Raw genomic sequence first — 13,691 nt, 5'->3', positions numbered from 1 at the left:
GGCCCACAAAAAAACCCCCCCCCCCCCGCCCCCCCCCCCCCCCCCCCCTTTTTTTCCCCCCCCCCCCCCCCCGCCCCGCCCCCCCCGGGCCCGCCCCCGACGCGCGGAGCGGGAATCAGCGTTGTCCCGAGCTGCGCGACGAGAGTATCCAAGCGCGACAGCCAAGCCGAAATGCTGTTCTGTTCGGGCACCGAGGCCAGCTCAGCCAGCGCCAATCGTGCCGGCTCGCGGATCGCTTCAGCCGCGTGGAAATAAAGATGCTGGTACTGGTGGCGAGGATCCTCATCGCCACCCAGCGGACTACCGGTCACGACTGACAGCTCTCCGTGGGTCAAGCGTTGGGCGACCCGGCCTGGCCATATCGGCACCTCCGTCGGGAGGTTGCCCGTCACGAACTCGCTAGCAAGTGCTCTCACGGCTTGCATCCGTGCAGGAGAGAGTCGACCCACCACACGCTCAGCCATCCGAAGATAGATCCGTAGCGGATTCCACAACTGCACGACGGCCGCCTCGGGTTCGATCGGCCCGTCTTCTTCCTGTAGTACGAAGTCCCACCAGCCCGCGTAGTCCGCCTCGCTACCGACGAGCCAGCCGTGCCAAAGCGTTGCAGCCTCGGCCGGGGCATCGAGTAGCACGTAGAGCGGAACCTGCATCACCCAATCGAGTTGGCCTTTCTTAGGCGTATAGATCTGACGCACTTCGACGATCTGCCCGGCGGCAGGGATCGGCTCGGCCGTCTCTGCGATGACCTCACGAGCGGCTAGTCGACGTTCGATCAACGTGCGCAGGTGGGGTGGTAGCGAGGAGGGTGTCGTGTCAAGCTCGCTGGGTTCAATCCGCGACACGGCTGTTTCACGCCCTGCCCATTCAGGTGAACAATGGACGGCTTCAGCAATGGCGGACGAGGTTTCGCCACGTTCAACCGCTTCAATCAATGCGGGGGAAACGCCAAATAGGCTGCGTTCGATATGAGCAAGCGGTGGGGAAAGTGGGCGATCAAGTTTCATTGGGTCGTGTCCTGTTCCTGGTTTTCTCTCCAGTTCAACGCCTCAAGACAGAGGATTTTAAAGGCGGCGAGAATGGCATGGGTGTTTTCGGGCTGGATTTCGATTCCCAGATCCCGACTGACCCAGCAGCCAATCACCGTGTCGGCAAATCGCTTTCCTTGGCTACCAGCCTTGTTCGCAGCCCAGTTGATTCCGAGCTGGCTGGCCTTGTAGTGGTAGGAACTGATCTTGAGGCGCGCCGCGAGCGAGACTAATGCCTCGCTGCGATCCTTGTCTGGACAGAAATGAAACGCCAGATAAACGGGCACCCAGGCTTCGCTGCGACACAGAAAGTCCTGTGCCGAGCAAGAGACTGTTGCTTGTGTGATTCCGTATTCCGACAGTTCTTCCAACGTATCGGTGGGTCGCGTAACGTTGATCGGCTCCACCGGTAGATTTTCAAGCCAGTGACTTTCCGTCTCCTCGTCGCTGTCGCTTGCGGCCTGGACGAAGTGCTGCCTGATTTTTTTTGCGTCTCGAAGATGGTCTTTCAGATGTCTTAGATAGAAAACACGGAGCGCACCGGCATGGTCGATACGGGAAGAGCCGGCCGGCAACTTCATGACCTTATAGATAAAGAAATCCTGGATATAGAACGATTTCTCCTCGCGTAGACCACTGAGTTCCTGGGGGCGATAGTTTCCGAGTACGGCATGAACGATCTGGTAGAGCCGTTCCCATCCAGCTTGATTGAGAGTGTCGCGGCGCGCCCACAGATCGACGAGTTCCGCGTCGAGTGCCTTTCCGGTTGGCAGTGGATTCATCAATAGCGCTCCTTCAGCCAGTTCATCAGGTCGATGCGTGCGGGATGGGTCATGGTGCCGATCTTCTTCCCGATCAGTGCATTGGCCGGAACTGTCTCATAGCGGTAGAAAGCGTAGCTTCGTGGCGCATCGGCCCGTGTCCAGTGAATTCGCTCGGGCGTCAGTTCGAAGAACTCCAGGTTGATGGATTGTGTCTTGCTCGTGCAGGGCAAGACGACGATGCGTACACCATCAGCACGGACCTCGACGACCGGACGCCTTGGGACTGGGATGCTCCGATTCGACCCGAACAGAAGCAGCGATTGCCGGCAATTATGCACAAAACCCGCCGCCCAGTTGGCTTCAGTCACAACGGGTGGCAGGGGAGGAAGAGGTCGGCCGGTGAACATGCGTGAGGATTCCGTGATTGACCGTTAGAACGTCAGAAGGAAGCCTAGCAATCATACCGTATCCGCCCGCCACGGTAAGACATCGCTGATGTTGACGGTGGCCTTGCAGTTGATGCTGATGCGCTAGGTCGTCCCATTTGCCATCAGTAATCAATGGGTCTGAATATAGGTTTCCACCCTTTGCAACGTTCGGCGTCGGTGCGCAAGCGTGCGTTCCCTCACAATCCATCCCGAGCGGGAATGAACACCCCATCGACCGTCGTCTGGAGATCCCGCGCCATGCTGCCGATCAGCGATTCGTGGCGCCCTTGGAGCGCGCCCTTCAGGTTGGCTTTTTCTTCCGCCAGGGCATCCAGAATGTCGGCGCGCATCTCATCCCGGGAGACCGTCTCGTCGATCTCGATGGCGACCTTATCCACTGCGAGCCAGGTCACGAGACCGGCGCCGATGCCGCACACGATGGCGTAAGGGCCAGACGGCGCGCAGAGGGCGGCACCTCCGAGTGCCGCGGCGAGCGTACCGCTGCCTTTCTTGGCCGCCATCTTGACGGCCATCGCCATCGCGGCCTGCACACTTTTCTTGGCCCCGACCTTCGCCACCACCGTGGCCACGACCTTCTTGGAGATCACCACGGTCGCGACGCCAGTCACGGCACCGCTGGTGCCGGCCGCGCCGGCCCGCCACAGGTCGCGCTCAAGGTGGGCGAGCGGTCCGGTTTGCATGGAGACCGACGCACAAGGCTGCGCCTGAGTCTGCGCGGCCAGTTGGTCCTTGATCTCCTGGGACAACCTGGACAGGTCGGCGAGCGTATCGGCCATGAGCCCCTGATCGATCTGCTCCAGACGGGCTTGAAAGTCCGTTGACTCAAACAGGCGCGCTGCGAGCTGATCGCCCATGTACTGGGGGAAATCGCCGGCGATCAGGACGGCCAGGCGTTCATATTCGCCGATGACGGTGAAGTACCAATCCAGATAGTTGTCGACGCCCATCTCCACCGGCGCAAACAACAGATCGACCTCGCGTTCAATGCGGCGATCGGTCTGCTGGGTCATTGACTCCCGGGCCGCTGCGACGGATTCCTTCAGCGCGGACTGCATCTGGTGGTTGGACTGGGCTTGCCCGCGGCAGGGATCGATCCAATTCAATGCCGTGATCGTGGGCGGATCGAGGTGCTGGAGATCGAGGTCGCGGAGCTTCAACGCGGCATAGAGGAACGGCATCGCCAGGACCAGGATGGTGGCGATGAAGGTCTTCGCCAGGGTGCTCTCCCCAGTGACGGATTCGAGACGGATGGCGCGCGACTCCACCAGACTGAGCACACCCAACTGCAGGCTCGTCAGCGCGAGCGAGAAGAGCCCCACTTGCAGCAGCAACAGGGACCATGCCGCCGCCCGCAAGCCTCGATCGGGAAGGTCCGGTATGTACTGTTGGGCCAGCGCCCAGAGCCCTTGATCCAAGGCGGCCAGTCCGCCCGACACCCAGCCCGCCCAGGGACAGGCCAAGGTCTGGCCCTGGGTTTGAAACGCCAGTTCCGCGGCGAGGTGCCAGTTCGACTGGCGCAGGTCGGGGGCGCCGAGCACGAAGAAGCTCAGGACGAAAAACGCGAGGGTCAGCAGACCCAGGTTGGTCAGCCACAAGGGCCAGCGGCGCACAAAGACACCGAGCAGTTCCGGGCGAACTTCGTGCGCGGCACGCCGTTGGAACCACCGATAGCCCCAGGCCAGAACACCCGCATCCACGAAGAGCACCAGCCAATGCAGGGCGGTCAGGCGCACGCTCGAGGCGAGCAGCAGCGTGGTCATGATCAGGGCCAAGGGCACGCGCAGGATCGAGCCGATCTGGCCCTTCCAGAACCACCGGCGTACCAAGCTTTCATCAACGGTGGCGCCCGTCAACAGGAGGCGGCGGTCAAACAGAAACGATTCTCGCTGGGCCAGCCAAACGGGATAGGCCGGCACCACGATCAGGAGCGGAACCAACCAGCAGGGTGCGCTGCGAAGCGTTTCTGTCAGGAGAAGCAGGCCGAGCGTGGTCAGACTCATCCAGAGCAGATCGGCCCATGGCTGTAACGATACCGTGAGTGCGGAGGATTCTGTGTTTTGGTGCATGGTCTTTGTGGTGTCCATCGTTGGCGTGATCCTGCGTCGGATGCATTGCGCCAGGGTGCTCAATCGAGCGCCGCTGGCTTCCCGCTGTCCCCTGTGGTGGTCAGGTCGTCATCCTGTTCCTGGTTTCTGGTTGTTCTTGCTGAACGTGCTCACGGAGAGTTCCTGAGTCGACCGGTTTTGATTTCGCGGATACCTGATACAACGAGCGATCTGGCGCAAATTTCAATCCGACTGGTAAAAATTGCGTTGTCGGAATCTCAGCAGCAACGATCCGGCAGCGACGCTTTTTTGATAATCTCGTTTCTCAAGCACGGCGACTGGCAACTGTCGGCGAGTCGAGGACGGGCGGCCTGAAGTGGAGGTCGCAGTGTTAACCGACGCTATGGAAGAAGATGGCAAGGACGTTGCCGATCTCGCGAGAGGGAACTGGCCGTATGCGGGATGGCGGTGTCGATGACAACCAATGGCTCCCGATTGGCCCACCTCTCGCCACTACTGGCACAAGTGGGTCTGTCTCGTCCGCGCTTGAGTTGGCACACGCTGGTCGCCAAGCAATTTTCGCGCCCTGAGAGCGACTGGCGACTACGTCATCATTCCGTGGCAACACGATCCTAAATCTGCCCAACGCAGAACGGGCTTTGCCCGACTCCGGGACAGCCGCGATGGCGTCAACTGCGCCGAAGGCGTCCGGCACGGCCAGAACCGGAACTGTCGCTTAATGATGTGGCCGTCGTGGCACCGTCAACCGTTGCAGCTGCATCACGAACCGTATCGACTATCTTCAGTTCCTGAGCGACTGGTCCAGCTGCGACGATCTGGCCTGCTTCCGAGGCGGTATCTATCGCGTGGCTATCCTGGTGACCCCGTTGTCTGTTGCTTGGCCTCTGCGATGCTGCTCAATGAACCACAGTGAAAGAACGCTAGCCAGCAATAGGGCAGATCGGCGCGGGAACCGTTGGTTGGAGAGTTACTTCAATCAACTCCGGGCGCAGGGGGAATCTGAATCTTAGCTAGCGCCAATTGGTCAACAGCATTTTCTGGCGGAATAAATCGCCGAGATCAAAGATCATGAATGATGTCAAAGCCTCACTCCAAGCAAAGCTCTACCGCTGATGTGTCACTCGCGACCCAATGTGGATTGGAGTAGCTCATGATCGAGTTTGACGACTCCGCGTTGGCGCTTGGCTCTCCAGAATGGCGAGCAGCGACGAAGGGCGTTCGTGGCATCGTCCCAGAGGATATTGAGCAACTCATGCTTCAGGCCAGCGTCGCGAAGCGGCTTTAGTGTTTCGATTACTCGTTCTAGCCAAACGCGCTCATCCCTACCTGCGGCGACTTCGTACTGATACCAGTAGCTGCTCGCTAGATCGACTTGCAGATCAGCTCGCTCTGGCCACTGCACGACCAGCGCACGCCTGATCTCCACCGACTCGTCAAAGTAGGATCGTGCCTTTTTCCTGTTGCCTTCGACCTTCGCGACTCGGCCAAGGTTGTGTAGCGCAACCGATAGAGCGCGTCTCAGGTCCATCCGAGCGGGCTCTTGCGCCACCAGCCCGCGCCTGATCTCCAGCGACTTTTCAAAGCAGCGGTGTATCTCGGCCGATCCGCCCCATTGCTCCGCCAGCCTACCGAGGTTATCTAACGAGTTTGCAAGATGGTCGCGCAAGTCCGAGCCATCTGGTTCCTGTGCGACCAGCGCACGGCGGATCTCCAACGATTCCTTGTAATAATTCCTAGCGTGGGCGAAGCTGTCGTCTATTACTTCCGCCAGCCATCCAAGCTGATCTAGCGACACCGAAAGGGATAGGCGCAGGTCAGCGCGCCCCGGTTCCTGCGCCACAAGCGCGCGAAGGATCTCTAGTGATTCCTTATAATAGCTGCGCGCTCTGGCGACATCGCCCTCCTCTTCGGCCAAATCGCCGAGAGCGTCGAGCGAAAGTGTCAGGTCGTGGCTCATGGCAACGAGTTCGGGCTCTTCCGTCACTAGTGAAAACATAATCTGAGCCGATTCTTCGAAGTAGGCTCGTGCGCTGTCCCTTGCGCCCAAATTCTCCGCCAAACGTCCAAGACTGGTGAGCGAAAGTGACAGGTTGTGGCGCAGGTCAACGCATCCGGGCTCTTGTGCCACTAACCTGCGGTCAATTTCCAGTGATTCCTCACGGTAGCTAAGTGCGGTGGGTCCGTCGCCCATCGATTCAGCCAAATTAGCAAGTTTGTCCAATGACGCTGATAAACCGACTAAAGAATCGACAAGGTCCGGCTCCTGTGCAACAAGTGCGCGGCTGATCTCCAACGATTCCGTGAAGTAACTGCGCGCAGTGACTCCGTCTCCCGTCGCCTGAGCGAGGCGACCGAGGTTATCCAGAGAGATAGAAAGATCGCTCGTAAGGTTGGTGCTTTCGGGCTCTTGCTTCAGGAGGACGCGGGTGATTTCCAACGACTCGTAAAAAAAGGCTCGCGCAGCGGCTACGTCACCAGCGGCTTCGGCAACCTGGCCTTGGTGGTCCAGCGATACTGCAAGTTTGCGACGCAGATCCGTTTGCTGAGGGTTTAGCGCTAGCAGGGCGCGGTTTATCTCGAGTGACTCATCGAAAAAGGCCCGTGCAGCAGCACTATCGCCCGCCTCGTTGTGCAGGAGTCCGATGTCGTCCAGGGACATCGAGAGGGCTTCGCATAAATCCGTCCTCTCCGGCTCTTTTGCGACTAGCGCACGCATGACTTCGAGTCGACCGGCAGCAAGCTGCCGCGCGGCTGCACTGAATCCGTGGCGCTTGAGCCAAGTCTGAGCTTCACAGGCAGGATCTTCGAAATATTCCCCGATAGAGCCAGCGATGATGGCGCGTCTGATCAATGGTGTGAGTACCAGTTTACAGTGGTCGGCATCGGTTCGGCCAAACGGTCCAAGTGCCTTTAGTGCGTTGCCAAGCAGTCGGTTACGCACAGCCTTACCTTCCAATTCCAACAGCGCGGCGAGAACTTCGCCCTGCCCCTGCTCAGCCAGAGTAGCAGTGAGGCTCTCCAATGCGCCGGTCAATTCGTTGAATCCATCTGACCTGGTCGCGTCTGGCCCGTTCGCCTGGCGTGCCCAGGCTAGCAAATCTTCGGCAGTCGGAAGCGTGCGGGGGTGGATCTGGCGCATCAGTTCGCGCAGCAAAAGTTGCTCGCAGAGACGTTGATGGCTGAAGCCATAGCCGGCCAAGTGGCGTTCGCCACCCCTCCCCATTTCGATGGGGCGCATCAGCAGGGAGACGGCGACCAGCTCTTCCACCGGGTCGAGCTTCACCACGCGCAGGGCATTATCGACGCCCAGTCGAGCGCGCCATTCGGCGATCCAGGCATCGGCCTCCTGGATTGGCAGGAAGGGAATACGTTGCTCAAACATCAGCACCCCGAGGCGTTGCAGGTATTCAGCGATACCGGGCTGGTCCGCCTGCAGCCGGTCAAGATAGGCACTGAGTAGGCGCCCCTCGTCCAGCTCGGACGGGGCCGTGGTCCGGCCGTGAAAAGTTTCGTGGAATAGATGCAGATACAACGGGGCGCGGACCAGCTCGCGCAGGCTTGGCGCAAGCTTGTCGAAGGGCACAGGGCAGCTCTGCCCCGGGCGGCGCTGCTGGCGGAGCTGATAGGCTTCGCGCGCCTCGGCCACGGCGAACGGATCCAGCTCCAGATAAGGAACCTCATTGTGCTGCTGATCGGAAAAGCTGGCCAGGAACCGGGCGTTGGCCAGTACCTCGCTGCCATGCTGCAATAGGTCGCGATGGCGTTGGGCCAGGGACTGGTAGGCGCCGGTGCGAAGGCTCACCGCGAGTCGCAGCCAAGAGTAGCGTTGAAGTGCGGGCAGGACGTCGTCGAGCGCCTTAAGGAGATCGGTGAAGCGGTCGGCCTCGTTGAGGGCGTCGAAGATCAGCCAGATGCGCCGGTCGGCGTCCTGATCCTTTGCCGCGGAGGTGTTCAGGTGCCGGCAGAGGTCGTCGAGGTCGGAAAAGGCGCCACTCTTGATGCCGGCACGGCGCAATACGGCCTCGCACAGGGCCTGACGTCCGGACCAGGCTGCGTCGCCCCGGTAGGCATCCGCGCCTGAGAGAAACAGGACAACGTCGCCGGAGCCTCGGCGGTCAAGATAATCCAGCGCGTCGCTTTGCGACTGGTGTGCAGGCCAGACTTGATCCGGTGCATCGGCGAGGATCTCATCCACCAGTCGCGCCAAGAGAGAACTCTTGCCGGAGCCAGCTTCGCCGAGCAGCAGCAAGCCCCGGTGGGGCTGCTTGAGGACCTCTCGCACCAGACCGTCGATGCCGCTTCGCTCGAGGTAAAACTCAGGAAAATACTTGCGCCCGCGCAACGCCATGAGAGTGTCATCGGCGGCGACGGCAGCCCAGCTCACCAAGTTCCAGCGCTGCGTTTCTTCGCGCTCGACGCCCAATTCGATTGCTTTACGATCCAGACTTTCCTGGACTGGGTTCAGCAGTTCGGGTCGCTCGAAGTACTGGCGGACGCCGAGCACGGCGATTTTCTTTTTATCGATGCTCTCCACTAGACCGACGGGCTCGATCAAGCCGCCCCCTGGCAATTTCTGCCCGGCGCCCTCGGTGTCCAGCGGGACGAACAGCGGGTAGACCGGGACATCAGTCTCGGTGGTGCTGGCCAAGAGTTCGCTGTTTGCCCACGCCAGGGCGACGACTTGCGGACCGCCTTCGATGTCGAAGCGCAGATCAGTATGCGGGCCGTGCAACCGAATCGCTGTCGGTTGGTCTGGCTCGGCGCCGATCCGGCGCCATAGGGTTAGCTCTCCAGCGGGGAACAACCGCTGAGCCATCGTTTCAGTGATGGCGATGAGGCGCGGCATGAGATCCCGTTCTTCGCCGTCTTCTAGGGTGCGCGTGGTCTCGCGATGGGCGAGATCGTTGCGCGCCTTCCATAGCGCATCGTTTAAGCTCCGGGCGGGGCCATCCACACCGGGCAGGCCTGCGAGCAGCTCTGACCAGGGATGTTGAAGCGGCAGCTTCTTATGGCGATTAACCTCGAGCCAGGCCGCGACTAGACCTGGGAAGACACTACTGCGCTCGGGACGCTCTTGCAGGTGCCCGGACCAGAATTTAGAGAGCTGATCACAGAGGACGTTCCATTCGTACCAGTGCGGCAGACGTAGGCCGCGAATCGGTTTTTGGAGCTCGTGGCAAACGGTCTCGCAAGCGAGGTAGTCCGCAAACAACAACAGGGCTGTCGTGCGCATGGCCTGATAGCCGGCGAAGATAGCGTTGGCGACACGGTCGCGGGCAGGGAGGCGTTCGTCGCGAGCATGGGCCAGCGGATAGGCGATGGGGAAGGGGAGCGTGTCGAGATTCAGCGCTTCGGCGCCAACCGACGACGCAGCTTGGAGCTGATCGGGCAGAAATTCTGCGCCACAGTCGTCGTCTATGCAGCGGTACTTTCCGACCTTGTGAAAGAAACGCAAGGTTGTCTTGCCGCATGCGGGGCAGCGTTCGTCAGCGTCGGGCATATCCTGTTCTCCCTGTCGGGACCATCATTCGAATTTCTCGATTATCATCGCAGCTCGGTTCAAAAAGTCACACCTGCGCAATTGATGCTTGGCAAGCGGAGTCCGACAGGCGCGGCAGTGCATGGTCGGCGGTATCAGGCTCAATCGTCCTTCCAGCGTGCTCCTTCTTTTTGCCGCCCTTGACGCTCCTCCCGTCGCCGATCTCTATGCGCTCCGCCACCGCCCCGCCTGCGTATGTCTCGCAGCAGGGCGTTTGGGCCGCGTCGGCGTTGGTCTTGTCCTGGGGATTTCGTCCGTTTCATGGTCGCCTTCTGAGAAGATTTGGTGACTGGTGATGTCGGATGTCGACTGCGGCATCTGCTGGACTTGAGGAGGCATAGCCAGGGATTCAGGATCGCATGGGGCATTGGCGGGAGCCGCCACGGGCTCTGTACCGCAGACGTCGCATCCCTGATTGGTCAGTATCCGATTGATGGCACGAAACTCACCCGGGTGGAGATCCACTTGCAGCAGATCCCGAACACCGAGACCGGCGGCACGGCGCTGGATCTCGGTGACCAGCATTCCAGCGGCGACCGCATTGAGTCCCATCACGGCGGGGGCGGCGACATCGGGTAAATAGCCGGCTTGGCGTGCATGGGCCGCGATCTCCTCACCTGCGTAGGCCCGCGCTTCGATGGCTGCCTGCGCCGGCGAGAGCCGACCGCTGCAAATCGGGCAGTAGCGGCCTGTCTCGGCACCGGTGACCTCGGCGCGCAGCCCGGCAATCGACCCGTCGTCGGCCAGGGTGATGTCGGCGCCCGCTTGCAGGTATTCGCGTCCCGCATCAAACGCCAGTCGCAAAGCCATCGTCCGGCTAAGATCGTTGTCTGTCAGCGCCAAGATCAGATCGCAACGCTGCAGCGCGCGCTGTGCCGCGACGGATTGGTAGATGTCGCGGGGAAAAGCCACGATCTGCGGGGTGTGGCCCAACGCAGCGCCGATTTGCCGAATCAGACGTTTGCCGACGCGTACCTTCGGGCGCCCAATGTCACGCCGCGTCACGCTTGGCAGACGGTTGAGATTGGTGATCTCGATGGTGTCCGGGTCGACCAGCACAAAGCGCCGAAAGCCCGCGCGTGCGAGTTGCTCGAGCGCGAGCATGCCGAGCCCGCCGACTCCAACCACGCCGATGGACAACTGCTCGGCCACCTGCTGCAAGGCCGGACCAAAGGCGCGCTGGCGATCTAGCGCTGGAGACTGCGCACTCGCTTCTGGCTCGACCGGCGCCAGACCGAGCACCACGCGCCCCGGTACCTCCACACCCTGCAGCCACAGCCGCGCCCGAGGCTTACCTCCGGCTGGCCAGACCAGACTCCAGTAGCCTGCGACGCCTTGCTGCAACAGCCAGGCAGCAAGCTGCGACTCGGCCGCATCGTCGGTGTGGCTGAAGTGGCTCACGCCAGGTGGATGACTGTGCAGGTGCACCGCGATCCATCCGTGCTTGGCGAGCTGTAAGGCCCATTGGTTCATGCGGGCAGAGGCGTCGTCCGTCAGTGCCAGCCCTCCCGGTGACGCGCGCTCGTAGTCGTTGCCACCGATGACGATGAGCTGCTCCAACAGCGTCGCCTGCGCCTGCTCGGGGCCGGATTGCAGCGGCCGCGCGGCGGCGAAGGCGAAGCGCTCGTGGAAAGGTGCCGGGTGCAGCAATGTTTGCATGCGCTCGGCGAGTCCCCAAGGAATCCGCAGCACGGGTTGTTGGTTTGGCTGCTTATCCATCAGCGTACTGCTGCGTCCGCGAAGAAGGCGAGGGTCACGCTCATATAGGAGATCAGCGTGTGGCAACCCGCTCGCCAGTTGTCGGCAACGCCGCAGTACCACTGCCAGCCTTCGCTCGCGAGGTCCGGTGCGCCATGATAGGAGCGGTCGTACAGGTGGCTGCGGTCCAGTTGCGCAGTCTCCGCCCCCTTGCGCAGGTAGAAGCCGATCGGCGCGGCCAACGGATAGGTCTTTGGCAGGAGGATCAGCGCATCGGTGCGCACCCCGCCGGGCAGGGTGAGGCCCCGCAGGCGGAGACGCCAACCCTCAGGCGATGGCGTTGGTGCATCGACGCCGCCGAAACCGGCGCGGCGCAGGCCGTCGATCTCGCGGCGTAATGCCGCCGGGAGTTCGGCACCCGCCCCCTTCACCACACGTCCGCCTCCGATGAAGTTGCGGCCCGCGCCTTTGACCACGCGCGGTCCGGCGGAGAAGGTGTCGCCTGGCTTGAGCGCGACCTCCGCATCGGTCACCACTTGGCCGGTGCGCACGCCGTTATCGACGCCGGAGCGGTAAACCGACTCCCCGCTGCCGATGTTTAAGACGCGTTCCAGCTCATCACGGCGAATCTGACCGTAGCTGTTGGAACGCACGAATCCGAGGTCATCACGCCTGAGTCCCATTAGTTTGCTCCTTCAATTGCGGTAAGAACGTCATCGATGTCGATGACCGAGTAGGCCGCCCGGCGCAGGTCGCTCGCAAGCATCTGCGGGCGAGCAAGCACCTCGGTGCGGATACCCTCGTTGCGCAGCTCCCACACCATCGGCGCGAAATCTCCGTCTGCTGCGGCCAACACCACGAACTCCGGCCGCAGCCGCAGGGCCAGAGACAGCGTGGCGATTACCAGGCGCTGATCGTCGGACTGCTTGAAGCCTCCGTCGGGCAATCGTTTGGCCGGCGCCCGGATGACGCGCGCCCCTGCTTCCTCCAGCGCGTGCTGCTTGCGCGTGAAATTCTGCTTGTTGGTGGCGATGGATTCCGGGTTGTCGTCGGCGACGCGCTCCACCAGCGTGACCAGGGTTTCGATCACATCGACATCGTTCCCCGCGATCAGCTCACGGGCTTGCTCTACCGGAAAGAAGTGGGCACCACGGTCACGCGCGACGAGGTCGCAAGGGGTCAGATCGATGGCGAAGATTTTTCGGATCATGATTTCTTCCTCTTCAGTTGTAAGGTTAGAAATGGGGCTGAATCCCTGTTGCGAATCGATTTAGGTTCCTGATAGTGATGACAACGCAAGCTGGCTGGCATTTTTGAATGTCGAGATGGCTGTGGTCTTCAAGGCATCCTCCTTGGTGCCGGCACGTCGACCGTGAATCGTTTGCCTGGTTGGCTTCGGCTGGTGTCCTCGAATGGATCAACGCGCTGAGTTCCGCGTTTTTCAATCCCTGGTTTCAATTCACCGTTTTTGATTCGGATCGCGGCGTGGGTGTGGTGGTCAACAACATGCTGAGCACTTGTACTGCATCGCTTTCAGGGGCTATCACCGAAGGGCGCGTCAAGTGAGGCCATGTAACTGCCTTGACGAAGGATGTCTCAGAGTTCTTCAGCTTGGACGGACCGTACTTGCAAGATCTGAACGACAGGTAAGCACGGAGTGTTCGCGCGGGCGTTTGGGTCGCGGGGCAGTGGTCTTGGGTGCGGCGTACGGGTGAGTCCTTCCGGTGGTGCCCCTGGACGACGGGGCGGATCCCTTCGCCCAAAGGCTGGTCCGCTCCCCACGCGCCGGGCGCATCGCCTATGTCGATGCCCAATTCCGGGAGGTCATCTCGCCCCGCTACGACTGAGGCTGGCCCCTTCGCGCAGGAGCGGGCGCTGGTGTGTCTCGGCTGCCGGCCCGTTTCGGACGGTGAGCACACTCGCCTGAGCGGTGGGCACTTGGGCTGGATCGACCGTCAGGGCCGGGAAGTCGTTGCGGTGCAGCTCAGCGAGTTGGAGGCACGGGCGCTGTGAGGGTGCCTTGGGTTCCCCCCCCCGTGAGTCGACCGCGTCCGTCAATCGGCGGCGCTCAGTGCAACGTCCGCTCCGTCTGCGCCGCGCCGTCCAGGAGCCCGGTGAGCCGCCCGCCGACCTCGCTGAAGCGTGTA

At 61.5% G+C, this 13,691-nt stretch carries 11 protein-coding genes; 3 read left to right on the top strand and 8 right to left on the bottom strand.

The features are described 5' to 3' along the window. From G3480_RS27970 to G3480_RS21915, 8 genes are all read right to left on the bottom strand, one after another. The coding region (locus G3480_RS27970; RefSeq protein WP_206171842.1) for a hypothetical protein at window positions 1-1,007 on the bottom strand (1,007 nt) is incomplete at its 3' end. Beyond that, window positions 1,004-1,810 (bottom strand): hypothetical protein, encoded by an 807-nt coding sequence (locus G3480_RS21945; RefSeq protein WP_164656083.1) that lies wholly within the window; start codon window positions 1,808-1,810, stop codon window positions 1,004-1,006. The genes G3480_RS21945 and G3480_RS27970, both read right to left, overlap by 4 nt. Next, window positions 1,810-2,199 carry a hypothetical protein gene (locus tag G3480_RS21940; RefSeq protein ID WP_164656081.1) on the bottom strand — a complete coding sequence of 130 codons (390 nt, stop codon included), beginning with the start codon at window positions 2,197-2,199 and terminating at the stop codon, window positions 1,810-1,812. Before G3480_RS21940 ends, G3480_RS21945 begins: the two co-directional genes overlap by 1 nt. Before the next feature lie 218 nt (window positions 2,200-2,417). Then, window positions 2,418-4,325 (bottom strand): hypothetical protein, encoded by a 1,908-nt coding sequence (locus G3480_RS21935; protein WP_164656079.1) that lies wholly within the window; start codon window positions 4,323-4,325, stop codon window positions 2,418-2,420. A 1,099-nt stretch (window positions 4,326-5,424) separates the two neighbouring features. Continuing rightward, entirely contained in the window at window positions 5,425-9,807 is a 4,383-nt protein-coding gene (locus tag G3480_RS21930) for a tetratricopeptide repeat protein (RefSeq protein WP_164656077.1), read from the bottom strand. 204 nt (window positions 9,808-10,011) lie between these two features. Further along, on the bottom strand, window positions 10,012-11,565 hold the full coding sequence (locus tag G3480_RS21925; RefSeq protein ID WP_164656075.1) for a HesA/MoeB/ThiF family protein: 1,554 nt from the start codon (window positions 11,563-11,565) through the stop codon (window positions 10,012-10,014). After that, window positions 11,565-12,227 (bottom strand): hypothetical protein, encoded by a 663-nt coding sequence (locus tag G3480_RS21920; RefSeq protein WP_164656074.1) that lies wholly within the window; start codon window positions 12,225-12,227, stop codon window positions 11,565-11,567. The genes G3480_RS21925 and G3480_RS21920 overlap by 1 nt, the downstream gene beginning before the upstream one ends. Next, window positions 12,227-12,754 carry an NYN domain-containing protein gene (locus G3480_RS21915; protein ID WP_164656072.1) on the bottom strand — a complete coding sequence of 176 codons (528 nt, stop codon included), beginning with the start codon at window positions 12,752-12,754 and terminating at the stop codon, window positions 12,227-12,229. The genes G3480_RS21920 and G3480_RS21915 overlap by 1 nt, the downstream gene beginning before the upstream one ends. A 107-nt stretch (window positions 12,755-12,861) precedes the next feature. On the opposite strand from G3480_RS21915, the gene G3480_RS21910 reads away from it, so the two are divergent. The 3 genes from G3480_RS21910 to G3480_RS29100 all read left to right on the top strand — a co-directional run bounded on the left by G3480_RS21910 (window position 12,862) and on the right by G3480_RS29100 (window position 13,557). Continuing rightward, window positions 12,862-13,110 (top strand): hypothetical protein, encoded by a 249-nt coding sequence (locus G3480_RS21910; protein ID WP_164656070.1) that lies wholly within the window; start codon window positions 12,862-12,864, stop codon window positions 13,108-13,110. A gap of 158 nt (window positions 13,111-13,268) precedes the next feature. Then, window positions 13,269-13,391, top strand: coding sequence for a hypothetical protein (locus tag G3480_RS29105; RefSeq protein ID WP_276611744.1), 123 nt, complete (start codon window positions 13,269-13,271; stop codon window positions 13,389-13,391). 31 nt (window positions 13,392-13,422) lie between these two features. Then, window positions 13,423-13,557 carry a hypothetical protein gene (locus G3480_RS29100; protein ID WP_276611743.1) on the top strand — a complete coding sequence of 45 codons (135 nt, stop codon included), beginning with the start codon at window positions 13,423-13,425 and terminating at the stop codon, window positions 13,555-13,557. Window positions 13,558-13,691: the final 134 nt, after the last annotated feature.

This window comes from Thiorhodococcus mannitoliphagus (assembly GCF_010915725.1).
Taxonomy (GTDB): Bacteria; Pseudomonadota; Gammaproteobacteria; order Chromatiales; family Chromatiaceae; genus Thiorhodococcus; species Thiorhodococcus mannitoliphagus.
The sequence above is the reverse complement of the archived record's forward strand: the minus strand, read 5'-3'. Positions and strand labels throughout refer to the sequence as shown.

Coding starts and splice junctions, on each gene's coding strand:
- G3480_RS21940 (WP_164656081.1), bottom strand. CDS start 2,199: ATGTTCACCGGCCGACCTCTTCCTCCCCTGCCACCCGTTGTGACTGAA.
- G3480_RS21915 (WP_164656072.1), bottom strand. CDS start 12,754: ATGATCCGAAAAATCTTCGCCATCGATCTGACCCCTTGCGACCTCGTC.
- G3480_RS21930 (WP_164656077.1), bottom strand. CDS start 9,807: ATGCCCGACGCTGACGAACGCTGCCCCGCATGCGGCAAGACAACCTTG.
- G3480_RS21935 (WP_164656079.1), bottom strand. CDS start 4,325: ATGGACACCACAAAGACCATGCACCAAAACACAGAATCCTCCGCACTC.
- G3480_RS21920 (WP_164656074.1), bottom strand. CDS start 12,227: ATGGGACTCAGGCGTGATGACCTCGGATTCGTGCGTTCCAACAGCTAC.
- G3480_RS21910 (WP_164656070.1), top strand. CDS start 12,862: ATGTCGAGATGGCTGTGGTCTTCAAGGCATCCTCCTTGGTGCCGGCAC.
- G3480_RS21945 (WP_164656083.1), bottom strand. CDS start 1,810: ATGAATCCACTGCCAACCGGAAAGGCACTCGACGCGGAACTCGTCGAT.
- G3480_RS21925 (WP_164656075.1), bottom strand. CDS start 11,565: ATGGATAAGCAGCCAAACCAACAACCCGTGCTGCGGATTCCTTGGGGA.